Origin of the sequence: Citrobacter sp. On2M, assembly GCF_018035235.1 — a bacterium.
In the GTDB taxonomy this organism is placed as follows: domain Bacteria; phylum Pseudomonadota; class Gammaproteobacteria; order Enterobacterales; family Enterobacteriaceae; genus Citrobacter; species Citrobacter meridianamericanus.
Window position 1 is genome coordinate 192,975 of the sequence record NZ_WPCV01000002.1, and the last position, 16,558, is coordinate 209,532.

The 16,558-nt window shown below is 53.2% G+C and carries 12 protein-coding genes; 4 read left to right on the top strand and 8 right to left on the bottom strand.

What is annotated here, in order from left to right:
• Positions 1-13: 13 nt before the first annotated feature.
• The gene (locus tag On2M_RS03185) at positions 14-220 is read left to right on the top strand and encodes a DUF1107 domain-containing protein (protein WP_003025710.1); all 207 of its coding nucleotides are present in this window, start codon (positions 14-16) and stop codon (positions 218-220) included.
• A 66-nt stretch (positions 221-286) separates the two neighbouring features.
• On the opposite strand, the gene On2M_RS03190 is transcribed toward On2M_RS03185, so the two are convergent.
• From On2M_RS03190 to On2M_RS03220, 7 genes are all read right to left on the bottom strand, one after another.
• Positions 287-1,627 (bottom strand): hemolysin family protein, encoded by a 1,341-nt coding sequence (locus tag On2M_RS03190; RefSeq protein ID WP_151217392.1) that lies wholly within the window; start codon positions 1,625-1,627, stop codon positions 287-289.
• A gap of 158 nt (positions 1,628-1,785) precedes the next feature.
• Complete coding sequence (locus On2M_RS03195; protein ID WP_210904364.1) at positions 1,786-2,856, bottom strand: 1,4-beta-xylanase; 1,071 nt, start codon at positions 2,854-2,856, stop codon at positions 1,786-1,788.
• Positions 2,857-2,866: 10 nt separating this feature from the next.
• Positions 2,867-4,411 carry an MFS transporter gene (locus On2M_RS03200; RefSeq protein WP_210904365.1) on the bottom strand — a complete coding sequence of 515 codons (1,545 nt, stop codon included), beginning with the start codon at positions 4,409-4,411 and terminating at the stop codon, positions 2,867-2,869.
• Between the two features lie 80 nt (positions 4,412-4,491).
• Positions 4,492-5,514, bottom strand: a complete 1,023-nt coding sequence (locus On2M_RS03205) for a Gfo/Idh/MocA family oxidoreductase (protein ID WP_151217397.1) — start codon at positions 5,512-5,514, stop codon at positions 4,492-4,494.
• Between the two features lie 11 nt (positions 5,515-5,525).
• Positions 5,526-6,593, bottom strand: a complete 1,068-nt coding sequence (locus On2M_RS03210; RefSeq protein ID WP_210904366.1) for a Gfo/Idh/MocA family oxidoreductase — start codon at positions 6,591-6,593, stop codon at positions 5,526-5,528.
• Positions 6,590-7,774: a Gfo/Idh/MocA family oxidoreductase gene (locus tag On2M_RS03215; protein WP_210904367.1), complete on the bottom strand. Its 1,185-nt coding sequence runs from the start codon at positions 7,772-7,774 to the stop codon at positions 6,590-6,592. Before On2M_RS03215 ends, On2M_RS03210 begins: the two co-directional genes overlap by 4 nt.
• 16 nt (positions 7,775-7,790) lie before the next feature.
• Positions 7,791-8,945, bottom strand: a complete 1,155-nt coding sequence (locus On2M_RS03220; RefSeq protein ID WP_210904368.1) for a Gfo/Idh/MocA family oxidoreductase — start codon at positions 8,943-8,945, stop codon at positions 7,791-7,793.
• 190 nt (positions 8,946-9,135) lie between these two features.
• Between On2M_RS03220 and On2M_RS03225 the strand changes: the two genes are divergently transcribed.
• On the top strand, positions 9,136-10,191 hold the full coding sequence (locus On2M_RS03225) for a LacI family DNA-binding transcriptional regulator (protein WP_151224479.1): 1,056 nt from the start codon (positions 9,136-9,138) through the stop codon (positions 10,189-10,191).
• A 7-nt stretch (positions 10,192-10,198) separates the two neighbouring features.
• On the opposite strand, the gene msrA is transcribed toward On2M_RS03225, so the two are convergent.
• On the bottom strand, positions 10,199-10,837 hold the full coding sequence (gene msrA / locus On2M_RS03230) for a peptide-methionine (S)-S-oxide reductase MsrA (protein WP_151224480.1): 639 nt from the start codon (positions 10,835-10,837) through the stop codon (positions 10,199-10,201).
• Positions 10,838-11,049: 212 nt separating this feature from the next.
• On the opposite strand from msrA, the gene tamA reads away from it, so the two are divergent.
• Together tamA and tamB are read left to right on the top strand one after the other, a co-directional pair.
• Complete coding sequence (gene tamA, locus On2M_RS03235) at positions 11,050-12,783, top strand: autotransporter assembly complex protein TamA (RefSeq protein ID WP_151217409.1); 1,734 nt, start codon at positions 11,050-11,052, stop codon at positions 12,781-12,783.
• Positions 12,780-16,556, top strand: coding sequence for a translocation/assembly module TamB domain-containing protein (tamB, locus tag On2M_RS03240; RefSeq protein WP_210904369.1), 3,777 nt, complete (start codon positions 12,780-12,782; stop codon positions 16,554-16,556). The genes tamA and tamB overlap by 4 nt, the downstream gene beginning before the upstream one ends.
• Positions 16,557-16,558: the final 2 nt, after the last annotated feature.

A 16,558-nucleotide genomic window follows, 5' to 3' on the forward strand; every position in this document is an offset into this window, starting at 1 on the left:
GCAGGAGACAACAATGAAAATTTTCCAACGATACAACCCGCTGCAGGTGGCGAAGTACGTGAAGATCCTGTTTCGTGGACGGTTATATATCAAGGATGTAGGCGCTTTTGAATTTGATAAGGGTAAGATTCTTATCCCAAAAGTGAAGGACAAACTGCATTTTTCCGTGATGTCCGAAGTTAACCGTCAGGTCTTGCGTCTGCAAACTGAGATGGCTTGATCAAGTGCTATGCGGTAGTTAAAAAAACGGCTCCTGGACAGGAGCCGTTGATGTTTTTGTCAGGCGTTAAGACGCCTTTGCCTCTTCTTTTGCATCCGGCAGCTTTGGTACCAGAACGGTAGGTTTGCTGTCCAGTCGCGTTACCAACAACTGATCGATCTTGTAGTTATCGATATCCACCACTTCAAATTTGTAGCCAGAATACTTCACCGAGTCGGTGCGTTTCGGGATTTTACGCAGCATGAACATCATAAAGCCGCCGATGGTTTCATAGTTGCCGGACTGCGGAAACTCGTCGATATCCAGTACGCGCATAACGTCATCAATCGGCGTACCGCCATCAACTAACCATGAGTTTTCATCGCGCGCCACAATCTGCTCTTCCAGACCCTGGCCAACTAAATCGCCCATCAGCGTGGTCATCACGTCATTGAGCGTGATAATTCCCACCACCAGCGCGTACTCGTTCATGATGACGGCAAAATCTTCGCCTGCGGTTTTGAAGCTTTCCAGCGCTTCCGAGAGCGTCAATGTATCCGGAACAATCAACGTATTGCGAATCTGTACGCCGCTGTTCAGCGCCATGCTTTGATTCGCCAGTACGCGGTTGAGGAGATCCTTTGAATCAACATAGCCAATGATGTGGTCGATATCTTCGTTACACACCAGGAACTTGGAGTGCGGATGTTCCGCCACCTTGTTCTTCAGGCTTTGCTCATCTTCGTGGAGATCGAACCAGATAATATTCTCGCGGGAGGTCATAGAAGACGGTACGGTACGCGATTCCAGTTCGAACACGTTTTCAATCAGCTCATGTTCCTGCTTACGCAAAACACCTGCCAGCGCACCGGCTTCGACCACGGCGTAAATGTCGTCCGAAGTGATATCGTCTTTACGCACCATCGGGATCTTAAACAGGCGGAAAATGTTATTTGCCAGACCGTTGAAGAACCACACCAGCGGGCGGAAGACCAGCAAGCAGAAGCGCATCGGGTTGATGATACGCAAAGCCACAGCTTCTGGCGCAATCATACCGATGCGTTTCGGGGTTAAATCCGCGAACAGGATGAACAGGCCAGTAACCAGCGAGAACGACAGAATAAAGCTTAACTGTTCGGACAGCTCTGGGGCGAAGTATTTTGAGAACAGGCTGTGAAAAGCCGGGGAGAATGCCGCATCACCGACTATACCGCCGAGAATAGCGACCGCGTTAAGGCCGATTTGCACGACGGTAAAAAACATGCCGGGGTTTTCCTGCATCTTCAAAACACGCTGTGCGTTCACGCTGCCTTCATCGGCAAGCAGTTTAAGTTTGATTTTGCGTGATGCAGCAAGCGAGATCTCTGATATCGAGAAAAACGCACTCACGGCGATCAGGCAGAGAATGACTAAAATACTGTTTAACATATCTTATCCGACCGTTAAGGCCAGATCCTCGGAAGGGATAAATTGATAAATCCGTGTGAAATACACATTGAAAACCGGTCCGAAGGGAGTGGACCGGCAATTTCAGAAGCTAGTATAGCGTAAGGTACTGTAAAGTCGCCAGAGGAGCTTTTTTGGCCTTATCCTGCGGCGTTAAGCCTGCGCACCATCTGCATCTCTTTTTCGCTATAAGGTGAGCCATCCGCCTTCAGCACATCATGGAACCATAGCTGCGCCGTCGTTTCGTTAAGCGGGATATCCGGCCACGGTAACCAGGTTTGTGTTTTCCCCTGTACCAGCCCCCAGTGAAAGCTGGAGACACGCTGAGCACGAAATAGCGGCAGTTGTTCTTCTATTCGGCTATTGACATGACGTGCCAGCCACTCGGTACAAAAGAGCGGCCTGCCAAATTCAGCCAACTGCGACAGAAGAGACCGCTGGCCAGGGGTATCGACATAGGCATGGTAGCTAATCACATCGGAAAGCCTCAGCGCGGCTATATCAACAGGATGCGTAAACGCACTCCCGCACGCCGCGCGATCGTCAATATGCCAGGCTGCTACGGTCAACGGTTGAGAGGGGGACTCCTGTCGAGCCCAGCCAAACAGATGGGTCATCAAGGTTAAGGCGTAGATTTCCAGCCTGTCGTCATAGCGGGAAAATTCGCCGGTATGACAAAAAATCCCGCCGTTGCCAGGCTCATTATATAAATCCCAGACGCTGATGCGTGAGTCATGGCGAAAGTAACGGATGACATCTCTCACGTAAGCTTCAATTTGCGGCCAACAGCGTCGGTCCAGCACGCAGGCGCGCCCAGGGCTACCCGCTGCCTGGCTGTTGTGAATGCCGGGAACCGGCGGTTTTTGCTGACCGATAAACGGCTCATCGCCGGAAAAGGCGCAGTCGTCGAGCAGCGTCAGCATCACTTTTATACCGTGGCTATGGGCAATGCTCAGGAAGAGGTCGATGCGCCCGAGAAGGCCGTCACGGTCATGCTGCCAGACGGTAAACGGTAAATTTGTTCGTAGCTGGTTATAACCATACAAGCTGGCCCAGCCGAGTTCCTGATCGATAGTGTTGCTATCGAAACTCTCTGCTTGCCACATTTCGAGCCAGTTAACCGCGGTGCGCGGTAAGTAATTAAAACCGCAGCCCCAGGGTTGCTGTTGATACCAGCTTTGCGCCCGTGCTTTGTTCCATGGGTTATACATGATGCGCTCCTTATTCTGCATCTGAGAGACTGACGCGTCCCATCGCACGTTGCGTAGCGCTGCCACCCCAAACTTCATCGTACTCGTAGCCAGTGAGTTGTTTGATCACCATCCGAGTTTCTTCATCGCAGTCGCGGTAGTTGCCACCCAGCTTGCGGCGGGCGATCTCTTTAAGCAGGACTTTGTGCGTTTCGCGGGTGAGTTTGAATTTGTAGGTAGTGTAGAAACTCACCGCCAGCAGTGCCGAGGTAGCAAAGATCATCAATCCGATTATGGCGTGAAGCGCGCTTGCTGGCTGTGCGCCGCTGCCTTTTATAAAGCCAGACTCTTCCAGCACCATGCCGATAAGCAAAATAGCGATTGCCACGGTACTTTTGCGGGTGAGTACCATAACACCTGCAAAAATCCCTTCTCGGCGCTGTTGGGTAACCATTTCGTCGATATCAGGAATAAAGCTGTAGATATTCCATGGGATATAGTAAAGACCGGAACGCGCCATACCGAGTAGAATAAATACCGCCGAGAACAGAATATTGGATACCTGGGTTTCAGTGTAATAAATAATAAATAAAAATAGTAGTACGCTAAATATACAGGTGTAAGAAAGACGTAGTGCCGCTGACGGGGTGATATTGAGTTTGTTCAGTAATAGCATAAATCCATAGGTGCCAAACACTGAAGCAAAGGCGGCAATACTTAACCAGCCAGAAACGGAGGCTGCATCCTGGTTTAAACAATACACCACGTAATAGGTGAAAACCGAGCCGAATACATCCATGGCGGTAAATGAGAAAATATAAATAATGATATGCAGGCGGAATGCCCGAATGCGGAATGCCGAAAACAGATCGAGTACTAAATATTTAAGGTGATTCAGTAGACCGCTATTTCGTTGCAAGTCAGCCTGAAATGTCTCTTCCTGAACGTCTTTGGCTTCCCATGTACATCGCCAGGTTATAAACACGGCAAGACAGAACACGGCGGAAAAAATCAGCCCGGTTAGCGTATAGGTAAAGGGATTATCTTTGCCGGTGAACTGCATCAGGATGCCGGGTACCGAGACGGCAAGAAATCCGCCCAACTGCGAGCAGATCATGCGCACACCGGAGAGGCGACTGCGTTCTTCGTAGCGATTGGTCATCTCTGCGGCGAGGGTTTCCCACGGCACCAGCACCATCGCTGACAGCAGCTCAATTGACAGATAGGTTCCCAGGTAATACCAGTAACCCATGTCGGTCAGCCACAGCAGGGCATAGAGAAACATTAAAGGAGAACTAAGTAATAAAAAGAAGCGACGGCGGCCAAATCGTCGACCCAGCCACGTGTTGCCAAAGTTATCGGTGATGTAACCCATAATTGGACTGAGTACGGCATCAATTACGCGGGCAATAGCAAATATTGAGCCTGCTTCCAGCACGCTTAAACCGCAGTAGGTGGTATAAAAAAATAAAAGCCAGGTTCCGATAATGGCGAAAGCACCGCCGCCAAATAAATCAGTAATGCCATAGCCGATCGCTACACCATAACTGACTCTGCGTTCAGTTGGTTTGACCATAATATTTTCCAGTATGTAGGGTATTTGTACTCCGGTATTATCCGGCTGATGTTATTTAATTCTGTAGCGTTAGGTTAATTTTAATTATTAATGGTTATCCATTGTCGGGTTTTAGACGAATGATAAATAGCATCGACCATCGCCAGTGATTTGCGGGCGTCATTAATATTGATATATTCCGTTTGACCTCCATGAGTAATAGCATGATAAAACTGACGAATGGCCTGCTGGTGGCCCAGGCCCCAGTAACTTTTACTGTGACCGTCCGGAGAACCGTCGCAATCCAGCTTCAGGCGACGATCCGTTGTAACGCGCCAGAGGGTGTTATCCGTGAGCTGCAGCATGCCGTGTTCGCAATGAATCTCCAGCTGTAGCGGTGAATCGAGGGTGTTGCAGTTACTGGCATAAAACAGACCACGGGCGCCGTTGGCAAAGTGCAGAGTTGCCATCGCGCTGTCTTCGGCTTCGGTAACGTCTGCCAGTTCGCCGCTATCCACCACACCTTTTAAACGTGTCACACCGCCGGCGAACCACTGCATCAGATCGAGAGTGTGAATAGCCTGGTTGATCAGTAAACTGCCGCCTTCGCTGACAAAACGTCCACGCCACGGGCTTTCGCTGTAATACGCTTTAGAGCGTGACCAGGTCAAAACCGCTTTAATGCTTAACATTTTACCCAGCGTATTTTTCGCCAGTTCGTCGCGGATACGTAAGCTGGTTGGATTAAGCCGGTTTTGATAACACACGCCCAGCAAGCCTTGGGCAGACGCCGCTGCGTTAGCGATGTCCGCAACTTCTGTGCAATTCAACCCCACCGGTTTTTCGCAAAACACATGTTTCCCGGCGGCAAGCGCGGCGGTAATCATGTTTTTGTGCTCGAAATGAGGTGTACAGATATGGACGACGTCGATGTCATTATCCAGCAGCATTTCACGGTAATTCTGGTAATAGCGGCAGTTATACGCCATGGCCTGTTGCAAACCGTTGGCACTATCAATATCGACCAGCGCACGCAGCGTGACCCCCGGCAAAAGCCGGAGGGCGTTAACGTGGCTGCGGTGAATCGCCCCCGCGCCGATGATGGCGGCATTGATTGTTGTCATGTCACCTCCGGTTATGTGCGGGCATTCGCCAGCATTTGCGCCTTCACGCACAGCTCTGCGGCTTTAAAGGCGTGGGCCTGAGTCATGGCGTTTTCCGTGCGATTCAGACAATCGAGAATGAATTCACCGAAGAACGGGAAACCGACTTTTCCCGCGACCGGGAAACGAAATTCTCCTTCTTTATTCACCAGATACACCACGTCCTGTTCGCCCCGGGTGATATCCACATACTTGCGGATCTCAATGTAACCTTCGGTACCCAGTAACGTCAGGCGGCCATCCCCCCAGCTACTGAGCCCCTGCGGCGTGAACCAGTCGCAGCGGAAGTAGCCAGTTGCACCGTTGTCGCCCGCCAGCATGGCATCGCCAAAATCTTCAAACTGCGAGTACTGCGGATGATTAACGTTACGCACCTGGCTGGCGACGACGTGTGCCTCGCGGTTGCCGGTATAAAACAGGAATTGTTCGATTTGATGGCTACCGATGTCGCACAGAATGCCGCCAAAGTAGCGTTTGTCATAAAACCAGTCCGGGCGTCCGTCGCCTTCGCGATGCGGACCGGTACCCAGAGTTTGCATCACGCGCCCAATCGTCCCTTGCTGAATGAGCTGACCGGCAAAGACAGCGCTTTCAACGTGCAGACGCTCGCTGTAATAGACTGCGTATTTGCGTCCGGTTTTCGCCACCATCGCTTTGGCGTCTTCCAGTTGTGCAAGCGTGGTTAACGGAGCCTTGTCAGTGAAGTAGTCTTTCCCAGCCGCCATTACCTTTAGCCCCAGCGGACAACGCTCAGACGGAATAGCTGCCCCGGCAACCAGCCGGACCTCGCGATCGTTCAGGATAGTCTCGAGCGAATCGGCCACCTGCGCCTGGGGATAATGCTGCAAAAATTGATCGATTTTGTGCGGATCGGGATCGTAAACCCATTTCAGCGTGGCGCCTGCTTCAATCAACCCGTTGCACATGCCGTAGATATGGCCGTGGTCGAGCGTGGCGGCGGCAATGACAAACTCGCCAGGCTTCACGACCGGTTGAGGCTTCCCGATAGGGGCGTAGTTCATTCCATCTTGTTTGTTCATGGTTTAACTCCTGAATCTAAGTCTTTACCCAGAGGGATGGCGCCCACTTCCGTAAAATTGTTCACGGAGGCGGATTTCTCATAGAAATGCGGGGCGATTTCAATCAGGCCGCCGGTGCGATAAAACGCATCGGTGTGGTGGATGGGTAGCGTCACCACCGCGCGGGTGATGGCGGATTTATAGATAGCGGTGATCAGTTCCAGCGAACGTTTGCCCTGTTCGCCATCGACCAGCGGACGGGTTTGTCGTTCGATGGCGCTAAGCAGGTTGTCGATTTGCCCGGTATGCAGCGTCCATTGCAGCGCTGGCGTCGCGTGAAAAAGCGTATCCAGACGCTGTTCCAGTTCGCCGTTATTTTCCGGTTGCGGAAAGCCGTTGTCCGCCGACTGGCTGGCATGCACTTGCCACGGCGCAGAAATTCGCGCCTTTTCGCCCTGAATAACCATTTTCTGATCTTCACCGTGATGCACAACTGAGGCGGTCAACTGCGTCAGTGCCCCGTGTGGGTATTTGAAAATAGCCGCGCTAAGATCCTCTACTTCGGCATTGTCGTGGGCGACGTTGGTCATCATTGCGACCACTTCGGCTGGGAAACCCAGTATCCATTGAATGGCATCAATGTGGTGCACCGCGTGATTCAGCGTGCAGCCGCCGCCTTCTTTCTGCCACGTGCCGCGCCACCACAAATCGTAATAGCAGTGTCCGCGCCACCAGAATGAATCCACCTGCGCATGGCAAATCTTGCCCGCCAACCCGGAATCAACCACCGTTTTTAGACGCCAGAAGGCATCAGTAAAGCGATTTTGCGCGATGATCGATAAGGTCTTTCCGCTGCTCTTTTGCGCGGCGATCATGGCATCGCACTCTTCGAGCGAGGCGGCCATCGGCTTTTCGCACAGCACGTGTTTTCCGGCGTGCAGCGCATCAATGCTGATGGCTGCATGTACGTACGGCGGCGTACAGACATCGACCACATCTACCGCAATGCCCGCGTTCAGCATCGCCTGATGGCTGCGGAAGACTTGCGCTTCGCTCAGGCCATAGCGTGATTTCTTTTCCTCTGCTTTCTCCGGGTAGATATCGACCAACGCGACAATCCGACAACGATCCGTGAACTGTAAATAGCCCTGAATGTGGTTGTGGGAGATATTCCCGGTACCGACAATTGCAATGTTCAGCATGATTTTCTCCTGCGCGTTACCAGCTACCGGAAGCGTCCAGCGTGCGGCTGGCCATATTTTTTTCCACTGAAGAGGCGATACGTTCCTGTAACAGCTGGAAGTAACGTTGCTCGTCAATCGGCAGCTCTACCCAGTCATCTGTCCAGGTAGAGAGGTGCATCGCATTGGAAAGCGTCAGGCCGCGAATGCCTTCCAGACCGGGGGCGATCAGCGGCTCATCGTGTAGGATCGCGGCGGTAAAATTGCGGGTAATGACATAGTGCTCGCTGCATTCCGGTTCGGTAGGGATGGTCACTTCCCAGCATTCCGGCTCACCAAAACCGTTTTGCCAGCGGGCGTTGAAGTCGGTTTCGGATTCACGCAGTCGCCAGAAGCGCAGGCGACCTTCTTCTACCACCACCTTTCCCCTGCTGCCGACAATTTCGAGGCGGTTTGTGCCAGGCGTTTCGGCGACGGTGGTGATGAACACCCCGGTTGCGCCGTTGGCGTATTCTGCGTAGGCCGTGACGTCATCTTCGACTTCAATCTGACGATGCTTGCCAAACTGGCAAAAAGCGCGCAAGCGTACCGGCATGCCGACCAGCCATTGCCATAAATCGAGTTGGTGCGGGTCCTGATTCAGCAGCACGCCGCCGCCTTCACCTTTCCAGGTCGCGCGCCACCCGCCGGAGTTGTAATAGCTTTGTGAACGATACCAGTTGGTAATGATCCAGTTAGATCGACGCAGCTCGCCGAGTTCGCCGCTGTCGATCAGATCTTTGACTTTCTGATACAGCGGATTGGGGCGCTGGTTGTACATCATGCTGAACACCACATTGCATTCGCGCGCACAGGCGTTCATCTCTTGTACCTGCGCGGTGTAGACCCCTGCGGGCTTCTCACATAGCGTATGAATACCAAGACGCATGGCCATCATCGATAAACCCGGATGGTCATAATGCGGCGTGGCGACGATCACGGCATCGATCAGCCCACTTTCCAGCATCTCTCGCGCATCGCTGAACAATTTCACCTCTTCGCCGACCAGCCGGCGGATCGCCGGATGTTTATCCGGATTGTTATCGCACACTGCGGCGAGCACGGCTTCTTGTACCGTTCCGGTCAGCAGGTAGCGTGCGTGGACGGTACCAATGTTGCCAACCCCAATAATGCCAAAGCGTATTTTTTTCATGTCGTGCCTTTTTCGTCAGAAATAAGGGATATGCGGAACATAAGAAACGCCTGGAATATCGACAATGTGATTTTGTGAGAACGGTTGCAGGATGAAAAAGAAGTTTGTTCAGTCATTGAAAAAGTGTTTTAGAGTCAATGAACTGCGTTTGCAAAAAATTGCAAAGATTGATTGCGAGTGAGGTCACAGAATGTCTGGCAAGCTAAAAATGGACGAAATTGCTGCTCTGACGGGGTACTCGGTGAGTACGGTGTCGAGGGTGCTTAGCGGAAAGTCATACACCAGTGATAAAGCACGTGAGGCGATTGTCAGTTGCGCGCGCGGACTGGGGGTTCTGGACTCGTTGTCCAGCGGACGGCTGTTGATTAACGGCATTGCTGTTTTCGCCCCGTTGCGCACCTTTACCGCTCGTGGCGATGCATTTTACCTCGAAGTGACGCGCGGTATTGCCGAGGCGATAGCGCCGCATGATGTCTACCTGAGTTACTGCGGACTGGATGAGCAGCGTGCGGACATCAAGGTCTTTCAGGAAAAGGCCAACAATAAGAATATTAATGCGATTATTCTTATCGGCATTGATGACCCAACTGTGCATAAACTGGCGCAACTGTTGGATAAACCCTGCGTGTTGATTAATTCTCAGGACAAAGAAGGGTTACTGGATGCGGTATCCCCCGATCATCGGGCGATTGGCAACCGTGCTGTGCAATATCTTTTTGATCAGGGGCACCGACGTATTCTCCATGTCACCAGCCTGCGCCGGGAAACGATGTACTGGCGTCTGGAGGGCATCAAGGAGGTCTACCGACAGTATCAAATACCGTTTGATGCCGGGCGCGATCTGCTGGTAACGGAGGGCTTTTCTGAGGAGGAATCAGACCGGGCGATGGACAACTGGCTACGTGAGACGCCCCGTGAAGCGTGGCCGGAAGTTATTTTCTGCGCCGGGGCATCAATGTCGACGGGCATCAGGCGGGTACTGGAAAACATTGGCGTGGAGATACCCGGTGAATTGTCGCTGATGACGACGGATGTTCAGGAACTGGACGCGCATATCGTTGCAGCAGTAACCAGTATCACTATTCCTTGTCGGGCGTTGGGCGTGGAAGCGGTGCATTTGCTGCAGAACCGTCTTAATCGCCCCTCTGCGCCGGTGTTTAACCTGTTACTGAAAGGAAAGGTGACGGATCGAGGCACCGTGACCCACGCAACGCGCCATGCCGCGCGGGTGACGGTATCTCGTTAATCGAGGATTAACGTTCTGGCGGCAGGCAAACGCCTATTCCACCAATCCCACAGTATCCATAAGGGTTTTTGTACAAATACTGCTGGTGATCGTCCTCGGCATAGTAGAACGGGGTTGCGGTAGTGATTTCCGTGGTAATAGTGCGTTCATCGCCTGCGGCGGTCATTGCTGCCTGAAAACGCTCAAGGCTGGCCTGTGCCGCGGCGGTTTGCTCCGGCGTTAACGGGTAAATGGCGGAGCGATACTGCGTACCCTGGTCGTTCCCCTGACGCATGCCCTGCGCCGGATCGTGATTTTCCCAGAACACCTGCAGCAGTTGTTCGTAGCTGATAACATGCGGGTCATAGACGACGCGTACCGCTTCGGCGTGTCCGGTATCGCCGGAACAGACTTCCCGATAAGTTGGGTTTGGGGTATAGCCACCTGTGTATCCGGCTGCGGTGCTATATACGCCGGGTAATGACCAGAATAAACGTTCAACGCCCCAGAAGCATCCCATGGCGAAATAAGCTATCTCCATACCTTCGGGCACGTTGGTCATCGAATGTTGGTTAACCGCATGCAGCGTTGCCACTGGCATCGGGGTGTTGCGTCCAGGTAGGGCATCTGCTTGAGTAACAAGATGCTTTCTATCAAATAAACTCATGGCCGTTCTCCCGAAATCAGTCATTTGGGTTAAGGTTGTAACGAGACGCGTCTTTGCCCACAATAAACAGCGTGAATGCGTCTAGAGTTAAACATAAGAAATATTTGGGTTGTCGTCTGTTTTTCAACTCTTATTGTTGATTTTTTGTTAAGCCGAGGAACGGCATAGTATTTTTTTCCAGGGGTGGGAAAAAAGGATATTCAGGAGAAAATGTGCCACATATCCGTCAGTTATGTTGGGTTGGATTACTGTGCTTAAGTGGCTCCGCCGCCGCCGCGAATGTTCGCTTGCAGGTCGAAGGATTATCAGGACCGCTGGAGAAAAACGTCCGTGCGCAGCTGTCCACGATTCAAAGTGATGAAGTCACTCCAGACCGACGCTTTCGTGCGCGCGTTGATGATGCCATCCGCGAAGGGCTAAAAGCGCTGGGCTACTTTGAGCCAACCATTGATTTTGAACTGCGTCCGCCGCCGGCAAAAGGACGCCAGGTGCTGATTGCCAAAGTCACCCCTGGCGAGCCAGTGCTGATTGGCGGCACAGAAGTGATTCTGCGCGGTGGCGCACGTACGGATAAAGATTACCTGGATCTGCTGAAAACACGCCCGGCAATCGGCACTGTGCTGAATCAGGGTGACTATGACAATTTCAAAAAGTCACTCACCAGCGTGGCGCTGCGCAAAGGCTATTTCGACAGTGAATTTAATAAAAGCCAGCTCGGGATAGCGCTTGAGCGCCGCCAGGCATTCTGGGATATCGATTACAACAGCGGCGAACGCTATCGCTTTGGGCATGTCACCTTTGAAGGCTCGCAAATTCGCGATGAGTATCTGCAAAATCTGGTGCCCTTTAAAGAGGGTGATGAGTATGAGTCGAAAGATCTGGGCGAACTGAACCGTCGTCTGTCGGCAACCGGATGGTTTAACTCCGTGGTCGTCGCGCCGGAATTTGATAAAGCCCGTAAAACCAAAGTGCTGCCGCTGAAAGGCGTGGTTTCGCCGCGCACCGAAAACACCATCGAAACCGGGGTTGGTTATTCAACTGACGTCGGACCCCGGTTGAAAACCTCGTGGAAAAAGCCGTGGATGAACTCCTACGGCCACAGCCTGACCACCAGCGCCAGCATCTCTGCGCCAGAGCAGGTTCTTGATTTCAGTTATAAAATGCCGCTGTTAAAGAACCCGCTGGAACAGTATTACCTGGTGCAGGGGGGCTTTAAGCGTACCGATTTAAACGATACCGAGCAGGACTCCACGACGCTTGCGGTTTCCCGCTACTGGGATCTCTCCAGCGGCTGGCAACGCGCGATTAACCTGCGCTGGAGCCTCGACCACTTTACCCAGGGTAACGTCACCAACACCACCATGCTGCTTTATCCGGGCGTGATGATCAGCCGGACGCGCTCGCGTGGCGGTCTGATGCCCGTCTGGGGCGACTCCCAACGTTATTCCATCGATTACTCCAACACAGCCTGGGGCTCAGACGTTGATTTCTCCGTCTTCCAGGCGCAAAACGTGTGGATCCGTACGCTGTACGATCGTCATCGCTTTGTGATGCGCGGCAACCTCGGCTGGATTGAAACCGGTGACTTCGACAAAGTGCCGCCGGATCTGCGTTTCTTCGCTGGGGGCGATCGCAGCATTCGCGGCTACAAATACAAATCTATTTCGCCAGAAGGCAGCGACGGCAAGCTGAAAGGGGCTTCGAAGCTGGCGACCGGCTCGCTGGAATATCAATACAACGTGACCGGAAAATGGTGGGGCGCGATGTTTGTCGATAGCGGCGAAGCGGTTAGCGATATTCGCAAAAGCGATTTCAAAACCGGTGCCGGGGTCGGTGTTCGCTGGCAGTCGCCGGTCGGACCTATCAAGCTCGACTTTGCCGTCCCTGTCGGCGATAAAGATGAACATGGTTTACAGTTTTACATCGGTCTGGGGCCTGAATTATGAGTTTATGGAAGAAGATAAGCCTCGGCGTACTGATTTTTATCCTGCTGCTGTCAGGCACAGTAGCGTTTCTCGTCGGCACCACCTCGGGCCTGCATTTGATCTTCAAAGCCGCGAATCGTTGGGTTCCGGGGCTTGAGATCGGTCAGGTCACCGGCGGCTGGCGGGATTTATCACTTAAAAATATCCGTTATGACCAGCCCGGCGTGGCAGTAAATGCTGGCGAAGTACATCTGGCCGTTGGGCTTAATTGCCTGTGGAATAGCAGTCTGTGCGTCAACGATCTGTCGCTGAAAAATATCAACGTAGCGATCGACAGCAAAAAAATGCCGCCATCAGCGCCGGTTGAGGAAGAAGAGAACGGTCCGCTTAACCTTTCCACGCCTTACCCAATCACGCTTTCACGCGTGGCACTTAACAACATCAATATTAAAATCGATGACACCACGGTTTCCGTGCTGGACTTTACCTCTGGTCTGAACTGGCAGGAAAAAACGCTGACGTTGAAGCCAACGTCATTGCAGGGGCTGCTGATTGCCCTGCCTAAAGTGGCGGAAGTGGCGCAGGAAGAGGTCGTCGAACCAAAGATTCAAAACCCGCAGCCGGATGAAAAACCGCTCGGCGAAACGCTAAAAGATCTGTTCTCAAAGCCGGTGCTACCGGAAATGACCGATGTGCATCTGCCGCTCAATCTCAATATTGAAGAATTTCGCGGCGAGCAGTTGCGCGTCACCGGGGATACTGATCTCACGGTACATAACCTGTTGCTGAAAGTGAGCAGCATTGACGGCAACATGAAGCTGGATACGCTGGATATCGACTCGAATCAGGGATCGGTAAAAGCCAGCGGTACGGCGCAGCTCACCGACACATGGCCGGTCGATATTACGTTAAACAGCACGCTGAACATCGACCCGTTAAAAGGCGAAAAGGTGAAGCTGAAGGTCGGCGGCGCACTGCGTGACCAGTTGGAAGTCGGCGTAAATCTGTCTGGTCCGGTGGATATGGACCTACGGGCGCAAACGCGTCTGGCGGAAGCCGGGTTGCCGCTCAATCTGGAAGTGGTGAGTAAGCAAATATACTGGCCGTTTACCGGCGACAAGCAGTTCCAGGCTGATGACATCAAGCTCAAACTGACCGGCAAGATGACCGACTACACGTTGTCGATGCGTACCGCAGTGAAGGGGCAGGATATTCCTCCGGCTACCATCACGCTGGACGCTAAAGGTAACGAACAGCAGATCAATCTCGACAAACTCAGCGTTGCGGCGCTGGAAGGGAAAACCGAGCTGAAAGCGCTGGTGGACTGGCAGCAGGCGATCAGCTGGCGCGGGGAGTTAACGCTGGATGGCATCAACACCGCGAAAGCGATTCCAGACTGGCCGTCAAAACTGAATGGCCTGGTGAAAACGCGCGGCAGTCTGTACGGTGGAAGCTGGCAGATGGAGGTTCCGGAGCTGAAGCTGACCGGCAACGTGAAGCAGAACAAGGTCAATGTGAATGGTTCACTGAAGGGTAACAGTTACCTGCAGTGGACGATCCCGGGGCTGCATCTGGAACTGGGGCGCAACAGCGCGGATGTGAAAGGGGAACTGGGGGTCAAAGACCTCAATCTCGACGCGACGATTGATGCCCCGAGCCTGAATAACGCGCTGCCTGGACTGGGCGGTACGGCGAAAGGGCTGGTAAAAGTTCGCGGTACGGTTGAAGCGCCGCAGCTGCTGGCGGATATCACCGCTCGCGGTCTGCGCTGGCAAGAGCTTTCCGTCGCTCAGGTACGCGTCGAAGGCGATGTGAAATCGGCCGAGCAAATCGCCGGTAATCTCAATGTTCGCGTAGAGCGGATTGTACAACCTGACGTGAATATTGGCCTGGTGACGCTTAACGCCAAAGGCAGTGAAAAGCAGCATGAGCTGCAACTGCGCATTCAGGGTGAGCCGGTTTCCGGACAGCTTGATCTAGCGGGTAGCTTTGATCGTAAAGAACAGCGCTGGAAAGGGACGCTGAGCAATACGCGCTTCCAGACGCCGGTGGGTCCGTGGTCGTTGAACCGCCCTATTGCGCTGGATTACCGTAATCAGGAACAGAAAATCAGCATTGGGCCGCACTGCTGGAACAACCCGAATGCGGAACTGTGCGTACCGCAAGCCATTGATGCCGGTGCAGAAGGGCGCGCGGTGGTGAACCTGAATCGCTTCGATCTGGCAATGCTGAAACCGTTTATGCCGGATGCAACCCAGGCCAGCGGTGTGTTCACTGGCAAAGCCGATGTGAGCTGGGACACCACCAAAGAAGGGCTGCCGCAGGGGCAAGTGACGCTGAATGGACGTAACGTGAAGGTCACGCAAAGCGTGAACGATGCATCGCTTCCGGTGGCGTTTGACACGCTGAATCTGACTGCTGACCTGCATAATAACCGTGCCGAGCTGGGCTGGCTGATTCGCCTGACCAACAACGGGCAGTTTGACGGCCAGGTACAGGTGACGGATCCGCAAGGACGCCGCAACCTGGGCGGTAACGTCAATATTCGCAACTTCAATCTGGCGATGGTGAACCCCATCTTCTCGCGCGGTGAAAAAGCGGCTGGGGTGATCAACGCCAACCTGCGACTGGGCGGTGATGTGCAAAGCCCACAACTGCTTGGACAACTGCAACTGAGCGGTCTGGATATCGACGGTAACTTTATGCCGTTCGACATGCAGCCAAGCCAGTTAGCCGTTAACTTCACCGGAACACGCTCCACGCTGGCGGGCGTGGTGCGCACGCAGCAGGGAGAAATTAACCTGAGCGGCGATGCCGATTGGAGTCAAATAGACAACTGGCGGGCGCGGGTCGCGGCTAAAGGCAGCAGGGTACGTATTACCGTGCCGCCGATGGTTCGCCTGGATGTCTCGCCGGACGTGGTCTTTGAAGCCACGCCGAGCCTGTTTACCCTGGATGGCAACGTAGATGTGCCATGGGCGCGTATCGTGGTACACGACCTGCCGGAGAGCGCGGTAGGGGTTTCCAGCGACATGGTCATGCTGAACAACAATCTGCAGCCGGAGAAACCGCAGACAGCCAGTATTCCGATTAACAGCAACCTGAACATCCACGTCGGTAACAACGTGCGTATTGACGCTTTTGGTCTGAAAGCGCGTCTGACGGGCGACCTGAAAGTGGTACAGGATAAGCAGGGGCTGGGGCTGAACGGACAAATTAATATTCCGAGCGGTCGCTTCCATGCCTATGGTCAGGATCTGATTGTGCGTAAGGGCGAGCTGTTGTTCTCCGGCCCGCCGGATCAGCCGTTGCTCAATATTGAAGCGATTCGTAACCCGGATGCCACCGAAGACGACGTGATCGCCGGTGTTCGCGTGACCGGCACTGCCGATGAACCGAAGGCGGAGATCTTCTCCGACCCGGCAATGTCGCAGCAAATGGCGCTTTCCTACCTACTTCGCGGACAAGGACTTGATAGCGAACAGAGTGACAGCGCGGCGATGACCTCAATGCTTATTGGTCTGGGGGTTGCACAAAGTGGTCAGGTTGTGGGTAAAATCGGGGAGACATTTGGCGTAAGCAATCTGGCACTGGACACGCAAGGGGTGGGCGATTCATCTCAGGTAGTTGTCAGCGGATACGTACTGCCAGGTCTGCAGGTGAAATATGGTGTGGGTATATTTGACTCCTTAGCGACACTCACGCTACGTTATCGTCTGATGCCTAAGCTATATCTGGAAGCAGTGTCTGGCGTAGATCAGGCACTTGATTTGCTCTATCAGTTCGAGTTTTAGCA

Excerpts from the sequence above, each read along its gene's own strand:
- On2M_RS03185 (WP_003025710.1), top strand. The coding sequence starts at position 14 with ATGAAAATTTTCCAACGATACAACCCGCTGCAGGTGGCGAAGTACGTG.
- On2M_RS03190 (WP_151217392.1), bottom strand. The coding sequence starts at position 1,627 with ATGTTAAACAGTATTTTAGTCATTCTCTGCCTGATCGCCGTGAGTGCG.
- On2M_RS03195 (WP_210904364.1), bottom strand. The coding sequence starts at position 2,856 with ATGTATAACCCATGGAACAAAGCACGGGCGCAAAGCTGGTATCAACAG.
- On2M_RS03200 (WP_210904365.1), bottom strand. The coding sequence starts at position 4,411 with ATGGTCAAACCAACTGAACGCAGAGTCAGTTATGGTGTAGCGATCGGC.
- On2M_RS03205 (WP_151217397.1), bottom strand. The coding sequence starts at position 5,514 with ATGACAACAATCAATGCCGCCATCATCGGCGCGGGGGCGATTCACCGC.
- On2M_RS03210 (WP_210904366.1), bottom strand. The coding sequence starts at position 6,593 with ATGAACAAACAAGATGGAATGAACTACGCCCCTATCGGGAAGCCTCAA.
- On2M_RS03215 (WP_210904367.1), bottom strand. The coding sequence starts at position 7,774 with ATGCTGAACATTGCAATTGTCGGTACCGGGAATATCTCCCACAACCAC.
- On2M_RS03220 (WP_210904368.1), bottom strand. The coding sequence starts at position 8,945 with ATGAAAAAAATACGCTTTGGCATTATTGGGGTTGGCAACATTGGTACC.
- On2M_RS03225 (WP_151224479.1), top strand. The coding sequence starts at position 9,136 with ATGTCTGGCAAGCTAAAAATGGACGAAATTGCTGCTCTGACGGGGTAC.
- msrA (WP_151224480.1), bottom strand. The coding sequence starts at position 10,837 with ATGAGTTTATTTGATAGAAAGCATCTTGTTACTCAAGCAGATGCCCTA.
- tamB (WP_210904369.1), top strand. The coding sequence starts at position 12,780 with ATGAGTTTATGGAAGAAGATAAGCCTCGGCGTACTGATTTTTATCCTG.